Source organism: bacterium (assembly GCA_019695335.1).
GTDB lineage: Bacteria > CLD3 > CLD3 > SB21 > SB21 > JABWBZ01.
Genome location: JAIBAF010000046.1, coordinates 12,033 through 29,645 on the forward strand (window position 1 = coordinate 12,033; position 17,613 = coordinate 29,645).

Below are 17,613 nucleotides of genomic sequence, written 5' to 3' on the forward strand. Positions count from 1 at the left end.
AAAATATTTTGGAGGTTTTTTATTATTCTAAAATTCTACTTAATTGCTTCGACAACTATGGCTGCACCCTGGCCGCCACCGATACACGCTGAAGCGAGTCCGTATTTTTTACTGCGACGACGGAGCTCTAAAAGCGCCGTCAATGTCAGGCGGGTTCCTGAAGCGGCGAGCGGATGGCCAAGGGCAATAGCGCCGCCGTTAACGTTGGTCACTTCACGATTAAGTCCCAGTTCTTTTTCTACGGCAATATATTGAGGCGCGAACGCTTCATTGATTTCTACAATGTCAATATCGCTGACTTTCAAGCCTGCATCCTGCAACGCTTTTTGCGATGATGGCACAGGGCCAATACCCATGATTGAGGGTTCGACTCCGGCAATTCCCCAGCTTAAAATCCGCCCGATCGGTTTCCAGCCTTTGGCTTTTGCATTTTCCATAGTAGTAACGATGACCGCAGCGGCCCCATCGCATATACCGCTCGCGTTGCCGGCAGAAATGGTTCCGTCTTTTTTGAAATACGGCGGGAGCGTACTTAAAGCCTCAACCGTTGTCTCCGGACGCGGATGCTCGTCGGTGTCAAATATTTTGACACCCTTGCGCGTTTTGATTTCAACCGGAGCGATTTCTTCTTTCAATCGGCCGCCGAGTATGGCGTCTTTGGCGCGCATCTGGCTCAGATAAGCGTAAAGATCACAATCCATTCTTGAAATCTTTAGCTTATCAGCAAGGTTTTCGGCTGTTTGTGCCATTGAAAAACCGCAGTAAGGATCGGTAAGCGCTTCCCAGAGTAGATCTTCGAATTTATACGGCTGACCGAGATTGGTACCGAAACGCGTTCCGCGTACTACGAACGGTGCCTGGCTCATACTTTCCGCGCCGCCGGCGAGAACGGTCGTCGATTCACCGATCAGAATTTGCCGGCACGCTTCAATGATAGCTTCAAATCCCGAACCGCATAGGCGATTGAGGGTAAGCGCCGGTACTGTGATAGGCAATCCGGCTTTCAAAGCGACGTGACGGGCGAGATAAATTGCGTCTGCACTTGTCTGCGACGCATTGCCGAAGACAGCGTGATCAATTTCGTCAGGTTTTACTCCGCTGCGGCGGATGGCTTCTTTTGCGGCAAAAACTCCAAGGTCTGTTGCCGTAAAATCTTTTAATGTCCCACCGAACTTTCCGAAGGCTGTTCGTGCGCCGTTGACAATCACAATTTCCTTGGTGAGTTTCATTCCGTACTCCTTATATAAGTATTTTTATGATCTAAAATAATTCAGAATGGGGAGAGGATATTAAAAAAACGTTTATTTTTCCAGTGTTAAATACATCTAAAAAAGTAATAAAAAAAGCCCGCGATAAAAGGCACGGGCTTTAATAAAATATATTATGAACAACTAATTGCCGCTTGTGTCCGATTCTTTCTTTTCTTCCGTTGATTCTTCGACAGGAAATTCTTCGACTGGTTTCTTATCCCAAGGTTGGAGCACATTAACTAAACCGCCGACGATATCTTTGTATTGTTTGCGCATGTCACGAACAGGCGTAAAGTTGACGCTGCGTTTTTGAATCTCCTGTTCTGAATACAAAACGTTTTCCACTTCGCGTTTTTTTTGTGTTTCGCGATCAACCGAGACGATTTCATCTTCCGGTTTGAAAGACAATGCGCGTGGAGAAAGAGGCAAACTCACGCCGGTAAAAATACGCCAGGAAGGGTAGTCCGAACCGGAAACTGTCAGGTCTTCAATTCCCGTCACAGGACTCGATGCCGTTGCATCCTTTTTCTTCATGAATTGGAATTCGCCGCCAAGATGCAGAGCCAACCAATCGAAGAATTGGTACTTTACACCCACAGCCGCATAGGCATAATCTTGACGTGAATAGGCTGCTTGAGGCGGCTTTGTCATATACATCAGACCGTATACATCAGCCATAATGTACAGATATTTTTCAGCTACCATGATAGGGTACGATCCGCCGATACCAAATCGCAGGCTTGATGTGTTGCCATTAGAAACGGCTGCATCAGCCAAAGCATTGCCATTAGCGGTCCGGCGAACACTGTCTTCGCCGGTAAAACCGACGTACTGCCCTTTATCAAGGTGATTCCAATATTGCAAGTTAAAATTAAAAATATATCCCGTTTCCGGCACTTTGGGGAATTGGATCAACGATGTTACAACGCTAAATCCCGCTTCGGCTTTATCCGTTGCGTAGGTCTGAAAAGGCGCATTGGGGAAAATATCGCTTTTCCATTTGAACGTTCCCATAAAACCGAGTTTGATTTTATCTTTTGAAAAGGAATAAGGCACGTAGCGAAAATTTAATAAAAAATCACTTGGTACATCATGATTTTTGAAAAAAGAAACAATAGCGCTGCTGGGAATACTTGGTGAACGGTTGGGTGTTTGAAAGAAATTGGTTAGAAATATCATATCCAGATTGTGCGCAATTCCAAATTGCAATCCAAGCACGGCATTTACGTCTTTGATAGAACTGGACGTCGTTGTTGTGCCGTCAAATCGATCGGCATTGCCTTTAAAGAAACGTGTATTTTGAAATACGTAGAGATCGCCAAAATTAAGCGTTTGTGCCGAATAGGTGTAAAAAGAACCGAAACGATCGGTCATGGCCGAAACATTGCCGGTTTGCGCTTTAAGAGTTTGAACGAAGGCAAAAACTATTAATGCGACTGTTGTAACTCTGGTGAGTTTCATACAATTGCTCCGGATCAAAAATGTAAAAATAGGCAGGTAAATTCTGTTTTTTAAACATTTAAAAGATAAACTCTAACTGTTATAAATGCAAGGTTTTTTTGGATAACGGGTTTGCCTATGTAATTATACAATTAAGTCTGTGATCGGACACGATTTTCTTTATTGATTCTTTACAAGTGAATGGTTACTTTTTCGACCTGTTTTCCAAATTAATCACAAAAAACGGTGAACAAGTGAGCATTGAAATCCGCCAAATCCATCCTCCTCATCTCATGGAGTTTATAAAATTTCAATGGAAAATTTATCGCGATGATCCGAATTGGGTTCCGCCGCTGATCATGGAACGCAAAGAGTTTCTCGACCCTGAAAAAAATCCTTTTTTTCATCATGGGGAAGTAGCTTTTTTTATGGCCTATCGCGACGGAGAATCCGTGGGGAGAATTGCGGCTATTAATAATAAATTGCACAACGACTATCACGGCGAAACGGTCGGATTTTTCGGACTTTTTGAGTGTGTCAATGATCAGGCTGTAGCGGACGCATTGCTCAATAAAGCTAAGGAATTTTTGAAAAATATTGGATTGACGGCGATGCGTGGTCCGGCCAGTTTTTCGTCGAATGACGAATGGGGGCTTTTGGTGGATAGTTTTGATCGGCCGCCGGTCATTCTTATGACTTACAATCCGGCCTATTACGTACAGCTGCTGGAAAAACACGGGTTGAAAAAAGTCAAAGACGTAGTGGCGCATTATCTCGATGCTCCAAAAGAAATTCCTGAACGAATTCGCAGAGGCGTCGAATTAATTTTGAAACGCAACGAATTTACCGTACGCAAAATCAATATGAAAGATTTTGCCAACGAGGTCAAAAGGATCAAAGCCATTTACAATGCTGCATGGGAAAAAAATTGGGGCTTCATTCCCATGACGGACGCGGAATTCGATTTCATGGCAAAACAAATGAAACAAATTGTCGATCCCGATTTTGTTTTGATCGCAGAACATAAAGGCAGTCCGGTAGCATTTTCGCTAACCATTCCCAATCTCAATGAGGCTCTGATCAAGCTTCATGACGGCAAATTATTTCCATTCGGGTTGTTCAAATTGCTTTGGCATTCACGCAAAGGGCAAATTCGGTCAGTGCGCGTTATTACGCTGGGTGTTACGAAGGAACATCGAAATTCCGGAATTGATACCGTTTTTTATCACAAATGTTTTGAAGAAGGGTTAAAGAAAGGCGTGCAATGGGCGGAACTTTCATGGATTCTCGAAGATAATACGGCCATGAATCGTGCATTGGAACGTCTGGGGAGCAGGGTTTATAAGACTTATCGCATTATGGAGATGCCTTTAAATTAACTTCAATCATCCTTGGTCTCATTATCAATTAAATTCGAAATAGCTTTTTGAAATCACTCATCACAGGGGCAACAGGCTTTATCGGCAGCCATTTGGCGGAGGCGCTCATTAAAAAAGGCCACGATGTACGATGCATTGTGCGACGTACCAGCGATCTCACATGGCTCAAAAATTTACCCATTGAATTTGTAGAAGGCGATATTACCGATCGCGATTCACTTATTTCTGCCGTACAAGGCGTCGATTTCATTTTCCATTTAGGAGGTATTACCAAAGCCAAAAAAGAATCGACGTATTTCAAGATCAATGCCGACGGATCCCGATTATTATACGAAGTTTGTCGTGAGCACAATCCGGTGATAAAAAAAATCGTGCATGTGAGTTCACAGGCTGCCGCAGGACCATCAGCGATTGGACGTCCCCGTACGGAAAACGATTTGCCGCAACCGCTGACATATTACGGTAAAAGCAAGCTAGAGGGAGAAAAATACGCCGTCGAATACAGCAAATTTCTTCCCATTACCATTATCAGGCCTCCGGCAGTGTATGGGCCGCGTGAAAAAGACATTTTTATCTATTTTCAATTGATTCATCGTCACTGGAAACCCATTCTCGGGATGAAAAAAAAATACCTGAGTTTAATTTACGTTCATGATCTGATTGATGCGATTATACTGGCGGCCGAAAATCCTGCCGGACTCGGGCAAATCTTTTTTGTGGATGACGGGCGAATTTATTCTTGGTCGGATTTGAGCAATGGAATCAAAGAAGTCATGGACCGATGGACGCTGCCGCTTTTTGTTCCTGAAACATTGACTATAGCCGTAGCATACGTATCCGAATTTTTTTCACAATTTTCATCAAAACCGGCGGTATTAAATCGTCAAAAAATTATAGAGCTGCGTCAACAAGCCTGGACGACGTCTTCAGAAAAAATCCGCAAAGAGTTAGGTTTTGTTTCTAAATTTGATTGGGTACGCGGGTGTGAAGAAACTGTAAAATGGTATAGAGAAAATGGATGGCTGTAAGGGCGTTATTGCCATAGCCCTTTTTTATTATCACGCGCCCACTGGTAGGCCGTTCTAAAACGTTTTTCATATCGGACATTCGGCGGATAGGTCATCGGTGATGCATAACCAGCTTTGATAATTTCTTCATTCAACATTTTTCCGTCATCGAGATAGAGATAACCCAGTAATCGCCCGTATTTATCACGGTGTTGTACATCCAATTCAACGCGGACGGATGAACCGGGTTCAATCAACGTTTCGACAAATCGTTTAGCTGACTGGCCTTGCGCAACTATAGTTTCAACGTCTTTTCCGGATCGAGACGCATCTTTCCCGGCTTTGATATTAGCTTTCGATTCCGGAGTATCGATGCCGATCAGTCTGATTTTTTCCTCTTTGCCTTCATACCGGATGACAAACGTATCCCCGTCGATGATTTTTATAATTTGGGTTTGCGAAGAATCAATACGAGTATCGATGATTCCCGACTGATAAGCCGCCCATCCGGCAGCCAAGGTAGATAAAAGGAATATCCATTTCTTAATTTTTCGTTTAGCCATGCTACAAGATAAACTATCAAAGTTCAGTCGCAATCGATTTTTCAGAGTGACAAATTTTTCGACGTTTTACTAAATTGAGTAATTAAAGTAATTTGAAAACAATTTTCAGTTTGCAAGACAGTTTATTTTTTGCTACTTTATGCCGACCTTCCAATATCAAGAAAGTGGGACATGTCTAAGTTTGTATCGTTAAAAACGACACTCAAAGAACGTTCGTTTTTGGGTCTCGCATTAAAAGATCTTCAATGCGAAATTCTCAAAACCAAAAAGATCAAAACACTGCTTAATCGTGTGTATGATGTCGATATTGCCGTTAAAACGCCGTTCGGAATTGTCGGATTTATTAAAAATAAAAACGGTGAATTTGAACTCGTCGGCGATGATATGATCCTTGCGAAAAATTCAAAATTTATTGAACAACTTACTCAGAAATACGCATACCATCATGTTGTAACCGAAGCGAAAAAAGCCGGATTCAATCTTGTGAAAGAGACAGTCGACGACAGCCAGTCGGTACGATTGGTTTTGAGGAAGTGGAGATAAACATGTCTGAAACAGTCCAGGAAATAGAATTTACGATCAAAAAAGACGGATCGGTTGAATACACGATCAAAGGCCTTAAAGGGGAAGGGTGCGAGGATTTGTCTAAAATTTTCGAACAAATGGGGGACGTAACTTTTTCCAAAAAAACGGCGGAATTTTACGAGAAAGAATCCGACGTTCGAATCACAAACAAGCAGAAATAACATCCATTTTGAGGTTGTATCAACATACGCAACGGGTATCGTGTCCATGAAGGAAAAAATTTACATCGCCAACGGTCAAGGATTTTGGGGTGACAGCATCGACGCGCCGGTTCAACTGGTGCAAGGCGGTCCGCTGGATTATCTCACACTGGATTATCTGGCTGAAGTGACGATGTCGATCATGCAGCGACAAAAATTAAAAAAACCTGACTTGGGCTACGCCACGGATTTTGTACACCTGATGGAGCGTATTCTTCCTACCATCATGAAAAAAAACATCAAAGTTATTGCTAATGCTGGCGGTGTCAATCCTGTCGCATGCCGTGATGCGGTTTTTGCCGTCGCCAAAAAATTGGGAATCAAAAGCCTTAAAATCGGCGTTGTCAGCGGCGATAATATTCTTGACCGGATTCGTGAATTCGAATCACAAAATGTTTCCATGAAAAGCATGGATACCGGCGAAAGTCTTTATGATTTGATGAAACAAAATCATGAAATCATGAGCGCCAATGCGTATATCAGTTCAAAACCGCTGGTCGAAGCGCTTGAAAAAGGTGCACAGGTTATTATCGCCGGTCGTACGACAGATACAGGTTTGGCTATGGCGCCAATGGTTTATGAATTTGGATGGAAATGGGATGATTGGAATAAGCTGGCTGCCGGTACGGTTGCCGGCCATATTATCGAATGCGGCGCGCAATGTACCGGGGGCAATTTTACACGCTGGCGCGACGTGCCGGAAATGTGGAATATCGGTTACCCGGTGGTTGAAGCGTACCCGGACGGTACGTTTTTTATCACTAAACACGAAGGTACCGGTGGCTTAGTATCGGTCGATACGATTTCAGAACAATTGTTGTATGAAATGGGTGATCCTCATGGGTATATCACGCCGGATGTGATCGCCGATTTTACATCCATTCAACTCGAGCAAAATGGCAAAAACCGTGTGAAAGTTTTTGGAATTCAGGGTAAACCGCCTACGGAATTTTTTAAAGTCAGCGCCAGTTATCTTAAAGGCTATAAAGCGTCGGGACAATTAACGATTTCCGGTCCGGATGCGTTAGACAAAGCAAAGTTAGCGGCAGAAACTTTATGGAAACGGCTGGAGCGGGCAGGAATAACATTTAACGATCCGAGCACTGAATTTTTAGGTGTTAATTCATGCCACGACGGTATTGTCATAATTCCGCAACAAGTGAACGAAGTAGTGTTACGCGTCGGTGTGAAGGACAAAGACAAGAACAAAGTTGATCGTTTTGGAAAAGAAATTGCACCTTTGGTAACCAGCGGTCCTCCCGGTGTGACGGGATTTGCCGGTGGTCGGCCTAAGCCGCAGGAAATTGTAGCGTTCTTTCCGGCGCTGATCCCCAAAAATTTGATCAAAACTGAAGTGACCGTGGAGGAAGTTTAAAATAACTGACAATGAAAAAGATCCTATACATCGAAGATGATCCGGTATCGCAGGTTTTGATCGGCAAAATGGTCGACAAAATGGGTTTCCAAATGATTTCTGCTCGGACGAGCGAAGAAGGTTTTGAAAAAGCGTTTACCGAAAAACCGGATTTGATCCTGATGGACATTATGTTGCCGGGTTTGGACGGTTATGAAACGACGCTCAAAATCCGCATGTCCGAGGAGTTAAAAGATATTCCTATTGTAGCGATTACCGCCGGCAGTAATCCCAACGACCGTCAGTTTGCCGCCGTTACCGGCTGTAACGGTTACTTGACCAAGCCGGTTGAGTTCGATCATTTTTCCAAATACATCAGGACATTGATCGAAAAACCTTCGGACGTTCCCGACGACGGTCATTTTCATAAAGAAGATTCAGCCGTCGAACTCAGAAAATTTACCCAGCGTCTTGTTCAACGTCTCACGGAAAAAATTCAGGAACTTTCGGAATCCAATAAAAAGCTCGAGACGGCCTATCAGCGTTTGGATAAGTACGTTACCGATGTGACGCGCAATAATCAGGACCTAATGCAGTTTAATTTTGTATCCAATCAAGTGCTCACGTTCTCCAATCGCGAAAAAGTTTATAAAGAACTTCCGGCATTACTCTGCGAAAAGCTGAGTATGTTAAGCGCAGCGATTTATGTTGTCAATGAGCGGGATATGACGTTGGATATTTTTTCGAGTCATCATTTGTCGATGAGGCCGGACGTTGAAAGGATTTCAATTGTCAAACCTCCGTTTTTTGATATGGTGTATTATCAGGAACCGGTTTTGATCGATAAATTCTGGATGCAGGCTGCAGAACGTGCGGACGAAACAATGGCTAAACGCATGTCTCCGTTTGTTCATGCATTTCATTCACATACGATTTATTTTTTACCCATTACCGGACGACCGAAAGCCGAGCAAGGTTTTCATTGTGAAAATACGGACTGCCACGCGTTTATTAACAAAGACCCGAATTGGTGGAATAAAAAAATTTACAAACTCGATCCGAACAGTTTATCGTTTGAAGCGGAATTGCGCGATGTCAGTCAATATTATTTCAATTGTTGTTTGTACGGCGTCAGGGGCGTTTTAGCGCTCGGAATCGAAGAGGGGCGTTTAAACGAAAACATGCGCCAGATGGTACAGTCATTTGTAAGAACAGTGGGATTGACCATCGAAAATATCCAATTGTACGATGACACGAAGGAAGCATACCTGATCGCGGAGCGACAAGCCATTACCGATGGTTTGACGGAAATTTTCAATTATCGATACTTCTATCACCAGCTTGAACGTGAAATCAAACGATCGAAACGTCATTGGTATAAAACATCGATGATCATGATCGATATTGATTTTTTCAAAGCTTACAACGATACACACGGTCATCCAGCGGGCGATGTGGTGTTACGAAAAGTTGCTGAAATCATCAAAACCAGTACTCGTACTTCCGACGTGGTGGCGCGTTACGGCGGAGAGGAATTTGTATTGATCCTTCCGGAGACACCCAAAACATCGGCCATTAAACTGGCTGAAAAAATCCGCAGTTTAGTCGAACTCGAGCATATTCCGAATGAAGAAACACAGCCGAACGGGCGCTTAACGATCAGTCTCGGCGTTGCGACTTTTCCGGATGATGCCCAAACCGTCGACGAATTAGTGCAACGTGCCGACCAACAGCTCTATCAGGCTAAAATGACCGGCAAAAATAAAGTATGCGTGATCGAGTGATATTCGATCGGATCGAACTTGTTCAGTGCGACATCACCACGTTGACAGTCGATGCAATTGTGAACGCTGCTAATACTTCATTACTAGGCGGCGGTGGTGTGGACGGGGCTATTCATCGCGCCGCCGGACCTGAAATGCTTACGCATTGCCGCAAACTCGGCGGATGTTCTACCGGCGAGGCTAAATTAACTCCGGGATTCAATCTGCCGGCAAAATTTGTCATTCACACGGTCGGGCCGGTTTGGCGCGGAGGACAATACAACGAAGATTCGCTGCTCGCATCTTGCTACGAACGATCGCTGGAAATTGCCGTATCCAATGGTTTTCAATCGATTGCATTTCCTGCGATCAGCACAGGCGTATACGGATTTCCATCTGACAAGGCTTCCAATATTGCCATTCAAACAATCAAAAATTTTTTAATAAAGAATGCTCTGCCAAAAAAAGTTGTTATTGTTTGTTTTGACCGCAAAACGTACGATCTCTACCGCACCATATTATAAATTTTATATTGCATGACCGCTGAACCAAAAGAAATACAGTCCGAGAATCCTTTTTCCGGTGAAAAACGCATCCGTAAATGGTTGTTTGATATCTCGGCGTATTCAGATAAAATTTTATTCAGCATCGGTTTGATCGTCGTGTCGTTTTTGATTCTGGAGTATGGATTTTTTATTCCGGATTCCTGGAGCCAGATCATCGACGGCATTACGCGTATCGTTATTTGGTTTTTCGTCGTTCATTATATATTGAAATTGATCGTAGCCACGCTGTTGACGTTCTCATTTCGAACGGTAGTTTTTTTAAAACGCCATTTTAAAGCTAAATGGTTCCAGTTATTTCTGGCGTTGGCTATTCTTACTCAAAATGCGATTTATTTCAATTGGTTTGGGATTCCATATTTTGAAACGTTGTTAAATACGGTCAATTACCGTTTTTATACGGAAATGTACATTGCTGTAACTCAATTATCGATCGTTATGGGTTTTCTTGCCGATTTCCTGAGATACAGCAGCCGGCTTGCCGCTTTAAAGTTTCATCCCTCGCAAAGTTTTGTTCTGAGTTTTTTAATTTTAATTTTGGTCGGTGCCGTTTTTCTGATGATGCCGAAAGCTGTTGTGCACGGAAAAAATCTGCAATGGATCGACGCACTTTTTACGGCGACCAGTGCACTGTGTGTGACCGGTTTGACTGTTGTGGATACAGGAACGTATTTTACAGTTATGGGACAAACAGTGATTCTGGTTTTGGTTCAACTCGGAGGATTGGGTTTCATTGCTTTTGCAACGTTTTTTGCTATGTTCTTCGGCGATGGCGTCAGTTTCAAAGAACGGATCATGCTGAAAGATGTCTTGAATGAAGCATCGTTCGATGAAGCTGTCAAAACATTGAAACAGATCTTTGTTATTACGTTGGCATTTGAACTAGCCGGTGCCGTCGTTCTGTATTGGCAGTGGTATGGGTGGAAAGTCAGTTCACTTGCAGAAATGGAGCAACAAATTTTTTATGCGGTTTTTCATTCCGTTTCTGCGTTTTGTAATGCCGGTTTTGCATTGTGGCCGGATAGCCTGATGCGCAATGAACTTCAATGGACGGGTAAAGCTGTTATCATGGTTCTCATTGTAGTTGGTGGACTTGGATTCAGCGTTTTACGCAATATGACCAGCTATATGTTTGATAAATTATTGGGTCGTTTTATTGCACGTTTATATTTGTTGAAAACGATGGCGACTAATGCCGTGAAAACTTTTATCCGCCGCAATTCAGACGAGCCTGCCGCGAACCCGAATCCGGAAACGACACAATATAGCGCTATTCGCAATATTTTGGAACATTATCGGAAAGAATTATCCATGCAATCGAAATTTGTATTGACAATTTCCGGATTGTTAATAATTGGCGGAACGTTGTTGGTTGCTGTGTTTGAGTGGAACAATGTTTTAGATGGATTTTCATTTCACGAAAAAATTTTTCATGCCGTTTTTCAGGCGGTTACAACCCGGACGGCGGGGTTTAATACTATCGACATTGCGGCACTGACCCTGCCCGTAGCGCTGGTGATGATATTTCTGATGTTTGTCGGCGCGTCACCCGGATCGACCGGTGGTGGAATTAAAACGACAACATTTGGTATCATGTTGGTTTCATCGTTTGGTAATTTACGCGGACAAGATCGTGTCGTTGTTTTTGGTAAACTGATTCCGTCATCGAACATTGTACGCGCGCTTATGGTAATTACATTTTCAGTCATTTGCATTTTTATTGCGGTTTTTACTTTATCGATAACGGAAGCAGGATTGCCGATTTTTGATCTGGTTTTTGAAACGGTGTCGGCTTTTGCAACGGTAGGATTGACCAGAGGTATTACACCTCACTTATCGGAAGTCGGGAAGCTCGTGATTATTTTGTGTATGTTTATCGGCCGAGTCGGTACGCTATCCATCGCCTTGGCCGTCAGTGCCTCGCAGCCCCAAAATGCAAAAACCGATTTTCCTGAAGAAAGCGTCATGATTGGTTAAAGACAGTCTTAAATGAAAAAACAACCTTTTTCTTGAAATTCTAAAGCATTTTCCTATATTAAGTCATAGGTATCGTAGAGAGGAATAACGGAGAGCGATCATGAACAAAGACCCGCGTGAGACATTAACGAATGAGGCCGATCAACTCGTTGAAACACCTGTTTTTACTCGTTTCAAAGAGTGGTGGCGTGCTAAAAAAGAGAGTATAGATCTCTGGGGTTTGGGTAAGTTTTTCGGCTTTGATAATACACAGCTTAAAAGCGCTTTGTCAACGTATAAAAGCCTGCTGACCGAGATCGAACATGAATATGATGCCGTAGCCAAATCCTCCGGAGTAACTCCCGATCAAATCGAAGAAGCCAAACAGCGTCGTGAACAGATGTTGTTAGACGCCAAGCGTGATCTAGTTTATCAGATGCCTGAAAATTATCGTATCTGGTTCAAAAAAAGAAGAATTTTCAATTCGTGGCGTACACGTCCTGAAAACTGGGGTTTTGAAGAATCTCGTTATTGGGGCGGTCGTTCCGGGCTGACGATGCGCGAAAGACGCGTATTGAATGTAACATTGTTGATAGTGTTTGCCGGGTTGGGTTACTGGTTTTACAGTATCTGGACTTACGAAACGCCTCCCGAATATGTTGATGAAACAAAATTTAATGTCGAAAAAAGTACAGAAAATGTCGATTCGCTTTATCAAGCTAAGCGCTTGGGTGAACTCAAAGCTGCGGAAGAACAAAAACGGCGTAAGCAATATGCTGAAGCTCGCAATCGCACGATCAATGATATTAATGCCGGCGTTTATACAACCGGCAGCAAGGATATGAGATCCGAAGTAAAATCATTGATGCAGATTTATTATGAGAATGTCTACAAACAAGGCTTATCGGAAGATGAGATCAGTACGGCGATGCTAAGATCTGCCTTGCTTTTGATCGGGAAGAAAAATCCAGGCGTCATTACGGCCCGTGATAATTACGGTGTTCCCATGGAATGGAAGCCCAATACAAAGGTCAGCATTACTTGGGTTGAAGTTAATTCACAGGGTCTGGATACTTATTACAAGAAAAAAACAGGACGGTAGTCAAAGTTCATTCTCACTTGCTTGAAATGATATAGCAGACCGCAATACATAACCTGCCTACGTTCACCCGTTCACTGTTCAAAGGATTACCTGATGAAGCCTTTTCAATTAGGGGGTAAGAGAGTTTTTTATTATACGGAAGACGCAGCTTTGGTTCGCGATCAGATCGAGGGGCGCTCTTTTGAATACAAAAACCAACCATTAGTTTTTGGGGTTAGTACTGATACGATCATCAATGGTGCAGCGTGTACGCTGGGCTATACAGAAGAAATTTTGGGACCGTATTTTCTTGTGGGCAAGGATGATGTTATCCATCCGGGCGATCTTCAGAAAGGCAACTTTGCGGTCGTTGCAGGGGGTGAGAGTTATGGAAGCGGTTCGTCGCGCGAAGTAGCTGTAGTGGCACATCGCGGCGCAGGTATTCAATTGGTCGTGGCTAAAAGTCTCGAACGGATTTTCCGTGAAAACATGACATTCGATCGGCTGTATTTTACCACAGATTTTGCGGTAATCGAAAGATTACTTAAGGGCGAAACAGTCGATCTTGATGCACTCATGGAATCAAGTTTATCTCCATTATACAAATCAATATTTTTTGGCGGCGGCTTGCTCGAATTCGGAAAACGACTTTTGGAAAACAAAGCCGAGTTGCCGTATCGTGAAAGCAGCCGTACTAAAAAACCAATGACGATTGCAGAGAAAATTCTCGCGCGAAAAGCCATTGTGACGGATAAACCGGGTAAAGGATTGTCATCGGTCGAACCGGGAGAACAATTATTGGTCAAGGCTGATTTTTTGGGCGTTCATGAATATACAGGCGGGCACGTTCGCAGTTTATACCAAAAAGCTTTCGGCAACACACCTGTGGGTGAGCGTGCAACTGTTCGCGGCTTCAACGATCATTTTGTTTTAATTGGTCATGATGATGTACCGACTACTGTCAAGAATCAACGCTTGAAATCGGCTCAGGATTTGGCCAAGGAGCTTACGCAATTTTGTAAAGAAATGAAAATTCCCATGCATGGGCCCGGAGGCAATATGCCTGCAGGAGTGTGTCATCGATTAGTCGTTGAAAGTTATGCCAAACCGGGCGACGTCATTGCTTTGACAGATTCGCATACACCGACGGCAGGTGTCATGAATTGTTTTGCCTACGGTCTCGGTTCGACGGCCATCGCGATGGGTTTACGTACAGGAATGATTCCTGTAACCGTTCCAAAAACGGTACGTATCTGGATCGAAGGCAGTGATCCCCATCGTTTGTTGACACCCAAAGACATTATCCTTCATATTATCGGGGATCCATATTTTCGTGAACAGCAATGGAAAACGAATCCAGGCGATACATTGATCATGCAATTTGGCGGACCTGCATTGGAAAAATTTACCGTTGATGAACTATCCGTTTTGACTAATATGACCGTTGAAGGCAGCGCAACTACCGGCGTCGTTGAACCGAACGAACGTGTTGTTAAATTCCTTGTCGACCAACGAGGATTGAAAGAACAGGACGTACGAGCGATGTTGGTGTATCCTGACGACGATGCCGTTTACGAATCGGTTTACAAAATCAATCTGGCAGATATTCCTGCTACAGTAGCGACTCCGGGCGACAGCCGCAATCGCAAGCCGATTACCCAAGTTTTGGGGACTAAAGTCGATAATGTTGTAGTCGTATCATGTACCGGTGCATCGCTTGAAGATTTGAAACAAGTCGCGCAAGCCATCCGCGGTCGTAAAAAGTTAGACCGCGTTCATATGGTTGTTACACCGAGCAGCCAGCAAGTATTTGACGATGCAACTAAAGAAGGATTGATTGGGCTATTCAGTGAGTTCGGCGCTGTAATTACGGAACCGGGTTGCGGATCCTGCATTGGCAACGGCCCCGGTATTTCAGAAAAAGGAACCGTCACGGCTTCTACCAGCAACCGAAATTTCAGCGGACGTATGGGTGGGAGCGGCGATGTTTTTCTTGTTTCACCATTCGTTGCAGGCATCGCGGCATGCACCGGGGAATTGACGGATCCACGGACGTGGAAAGTCGTATCGTAAACGTCAATTTCTACTTGACACGCGAATAGGTTTTTTCTATATTGCCGCACCTTTAGTGAATGTTCTTTGCCATAGACGTCTTATCAAGAGCGGTCGAGTGACAGGCACTGTGACGCCGCAGCAACCGTCTCCCTGTTATAAGGGAGAGACAAGGTGCTAATTCCTGTTCCGGTAAAAATCACCGGGAGAAGATGAGATAAGTAATAAATTTTCTTACCTCTTCTTTCAAACGATTGAAGAGGTTTTTTATTTTAATAGGTTATTTTTTCATTCACATAATTTAACAGGAGCTACTATGTCGAGATTTCTTTTTACGTCCGAGTCAGTCTCTGAAGGCCACCCGGATAAAGTTGCCGATCAGATCAGCGATGCAATTTTGGATGCTATGATCAAGGAAGATCCCTATAGTCGTGTAGCGTGCGAAACGCTCGTGACAACCGGCTTGGCCATCGTCAGTGGTGAAGTTACGACGAAAGCCTATATTGATGTACAAGAGTTAGTGCGTCAGACCATCCGGAGAATCGGTTATACAACGGATGCTTATCGTTTCGATGCTGACTCATGTGGCGTTATTTCTACCATTCACCAACAATCGCCGGATATTGCAATGGGCGTCGATACAGGAGGCGCCGGCGATCAAGGAATGATGTTCGGTTATGCCTGCGATCAAACGCCTGAACTGATGCCGATGACAATTTCTTTTGCGCACAAATTAGTTAAGCGCTTGGCCGATATCCGTAAAAACGGAACTGAAATGTCGTATCTACGTCCCGATGCCAAATCTCAGGTTACGATTGAATATGATGAAAATAAAAAACCGATACGGGTCAATACCGTCGTCGTTTCAACACAACACGATCCGGACGTTACACAAACAAAAATCAAAGACGACGTAATCGCTAACGTTATCAAAAAAGTTATTCCGGCAGAATTACTGGATAATAAAACGGTGTATCACGTGAATCCGACCGGACGGTTTGAAATTGGCGGACCGCACGGCGACACGGGTTTGACTGGCAGGAAAATTATCGTTGATACGTATGGAGGTTGGGGCGCACATGGTGGTGGTGCTTTTTCCGGCAAAGATCCGACAAAGGTCGATCGTAGTGCGGCTTATGCTGCACGGCATATTGCTAAAAATGTGGTCGCCGCGGAATTAGCCAAAGAATGTCTTGTGCAAGTTGCCTATGCTATTGGCGTTGTGCAGCCGGTTTCCATTTTTGTGAATACTTATGGAACCGGTCGTATTCCCGATACCAAAATTGCCGAAATTATCCAGAAAAGCGTCGACATGACGCCTAAAGGAATTATCGAACGATTCAATCTCAGAAGGCCATTGTATCTTGAAACGGCCGCTTATGGTCATTTTGGGCGCACCGAATTTGAATGGGAAAAACTGAATCTGGCCGATACATTTCGTAAAGAAGCAAAATAATTCTCCCGATTCGCATTAACATCGTAGGTCGCTCTTCAACGAGCGGCCTATTTTTTTATAATAACTATGATTCTTGTTATTGATAATTACGATTCATTCACTTTTAATCTCGTACAGTACGCCGCAGAACTCAAAGAGTCTGTTCCCGTTTTGTCAGGATGTGAGGTGTTGATTTTCAGAAATGATCAGATTGATATTGATCGGATTGAGGCCTTGAAGCCATCGCACATTATTATTTCGCCGGGTCCGGGTACCCCAGCAGACGCCGGAATATCCAATGCGGTCATAAAACAATATGGACAAACAATTCCGGTCTTGGGTGTCTGTTTAGGGCATCAATGTATTGCCGAGCTTTACGGCGCACGCGTCGTCCGCTCGAAAGAGCCCGTCCACGGCAAAACCACAACCATCCATCATCAAAAATGTGGTGTATTTAACAATCTGCCAAGTCCGTTGAAAGTAACTCGATATCATTCACTGATTGTTGATGCAAGTACCGTAAAGCCTCCGCTTGAAATAACGGCCTGGACTGAAGGCGGATTGATCATGGGGTTAAAAGTCAATGGAACTAAACTGGAAGGCGTACAATTTCATCCTGAATCGATCCTGACTCAGGAAGGGAAGAGTATGATCATGAATTTTTTGAAAAACGGGTGATTTTTTTCTTGCGTGTAGAGGTTTTTTTCTGTATCATTACACCCGCTTTGAGAAAAAGCACCAAATTTAGGTCGAGCTAGTAGCTCAGCCGGTAGAGCAGCGCCCTTTTAAGGCGAAGGTCGTAGGTTCGATCCCTACCTGGCTCACCCGAAAATAAAAATCCCCGTCAGTTTTGACGGGGATTTTTTATTGAATATTCAGATCGTTTTATTTTAAATCATTCTTCGACTGGGTTGCGATGCCCGCACACTTGATTACGACCGTTCAATTTGGCATGGTAAAGATTCTGGTCGGCTCTTTCCATTAG

Annotated in this window: 15 protein-coding genes, 1 tRNA gene and 1 riboswitch; of the genes, 13 read left to right on the forward strand and 3 right to left on the reverse strand. The window is 43.7% G+C overall.

From position 1 onward, the window contains the following. Positions 1-35: 35 nt before the first annotated feature. Together K1X84_11810 and K1X84_11815 are read right to left on the reverse strand one after the other, a co-directional pair. Positions 36-1,229 (reverse strand): acetyl-CoA C-acetyltransferase, encoded by a 1,194-nt coding sequence (locus K1X84_11810; protein MBX7152322.1) that lies wholly within the window; start codon positions 1,227-1,229, stop codon positions 36-38. A gap of 162 nt (positions 1,230-1,391) precedes the next feature. Beyond that, entirely contained in the window at positions 1,392-2,711 is a 1,320-nt protein-coding gene (locus tag K1X84_11815) for a hypothetical protein (protein MBX7152323.1), read from the reverse strand. Positions 2,712-2,983: 272 nt separating this feature from the next. Between K1X84_11815 and K1X84_11820 the strand changes: the two genes are divergently transcribed. Together K1X84_11820 and K1X84_11825 are read left to right on the forward strand one after the other, a co-directional pair. Next, positions 2,984-4,069: an N-acetyltransferase gene (locus tag K1X84_11820; GenBank protein MBX7152324.1), complete on the forward strand. Its 1,086-nt coding sequence runs from the start codon at positions 2,984-2,986 to the stop codon at positions 4,067-4,069. Between the two features lie 47 nt (positions 4,070-4,116). Beyond that, positions 4,117-5,097, forward strand: coding sequence for an NAD(P)-dependent oxidoreductase (locus K1X84_11825; protein MBX7152325.1), 981 nt, complete (start codon positions 4,117-4,119; stop codon positions 5,095-5,097). 5 nt (positions 5,098-5,102) lie between these two features. Here K1X84_11825 and K1X84_11830 read toward each other — a convergent pair whose 3' ends face one another. Further along, on the reverse strand, positions 5,103-5,639 hold the full coding sequence (locus tag K1X84_11830) for a thermonuclease family protein (GenBank protein ID MBX7152326.1): 537 nt from the start codon (positions 5,637-5,639) through the stop codon (positions 5,103-5,105). A 171-nt stretch (positions 5,640-5,810) separates the two neighbouring features. Here K1X84_11830 and K1X84_11835 point away from each other — a divergent pair, with 171 nt between their 5' ends. From K1X84_11835 to K1X84_11885, 11 genes are all read left to right on the forward strand, one after another. Next, positions 5,811-6,182, forward strand: coding sequence for a DUF1257 domain-containing protein (locus K1X84_11835; GenBank protein MBX7152327.1), 372 nt, complete (start codon positions 5,811-5,813; stop codon positions 6,180-6,182). A gap of 2 nt (positions 6,183-6,184) precedes the next feature. Continuing rightward, positions 6,185-6,385 carry a DUF2997 domain-containing protein gene (locus K1X84_11840; GenBank protein ID MBX7152328.1) on the forward strand — a complete coding sequence of 67 codons (201 nt, stop codon included), beginning with the start codon at positions 6,185-6,187 and terminating at the stop codon, positions 6,383-6,385. A 46-nt stretch (positions 6,386-6,431) separates the two neighbouring features. After that, complete coding sequence (locus K1X84_11845; GenBank protein MBX7152329.1) at positions 6,432-7,799, forward strand: DUF1446 domain-containing protein; 1,368 nt, start codon at positions 6,432-6,434, stop codon at positions 7,797-7,799. A gap of 11 nt (positions 7,800-7,810) precedes the next feature. Then, positions 7,811-9,562, forward strand: coding sequence for a diguanylate cyclase (locus tag K1X84_11850; protein ID MBX7152330.1), 1,752 nt, complete (start codon positions 7,811-7,813; stop codon positions 9,560-9,562). Beyond that, a complete protein-coding gene (locus K1X84_11855; GenBank protein ID MBX7152331.1) occupies positions 9,547-10,065 on the forward strand; it encodes an O-acetyl-ADP-ribose deacetylase in 519 nt (172 codons plus the stop codon). Before K1X84_11850 ends, K1X84_11855 begins: the two co-directional genes overlap by 16 nt. Positions 10,066-10,077: 12 nt before the next feature. Continuing rightward, complete coding sequence (locus tag K1X84_11860) at positions 10,078-12,081, forward strand: hypothetical protein (GenBank protein MBX7152332.1); 2,004 nt, start codon at positions 10,078-10,080, stop codon at positions 12,079-12,081. A 100-nt stretch (positions 12,082-12,181) separates the two neighbouring features. Further along, positions 12,182-13,162, forward strand: a complete 981-nt coding sequence (locus K1X84_11865; protein ID MBX7152333.1) for a hypothetical protein — start codon at positions 12,182-12,184, stop codon at positions 13,160-13,162. A gap of 93 nt (positions 13,163-13,255) precedes the next feature. Continuing rightward, the gene (locus tag K1X84_11870; GenBank protein MBX7152334.1) at positions 13,256-15,214 is read left to right on the forward strand and encodes a hypothetical protein; all 1,959 of its coding nucleotides are present in this window, start codon (positions 13,256-13,258) and stop codon (positions 15,212-15,214) included. Between the two features lie 77 nt (positions 15,215-15,291). Beyond that, positions 15,292-15,412, forward strand: a riboswitch (SAM riboswitch). Between the two features lie 97 nt (positions 15,413-15,509). Further along, entirely contained in the window at positions 15,510-16,649 is a 1,140-nt protein-coding gene (gene metK, locus K1X84_11875) for a methionine adenosyltransferase (protein ID MBX7152335.1), read from the forward strand. Between the two features lie 66 nt (positions 16,650-16,715). Next, positions 16,716-17,306 carry an aminodeoxychorismate/anthranilate synthase component II gene (locus tag K1X84_11880; protein ID MBX7152336.1) on the forward strand — a complete coding sequence of 197 codons (591 nt, stop codon included), beginning with the start codon at positions 16,716-16,718 and terminating at the stop codon, positions 17,304-17,306. A 73-nt stretch (positions 17,307-17,379) separates the two neighbouring features. Next, positions 17,380-17,452, forward strand: a tRNA-Lys gene (locus K1X84_11885). The last annotated feature ends 161 nt before the right edge of the window (positions 17,453-17,613 follow it).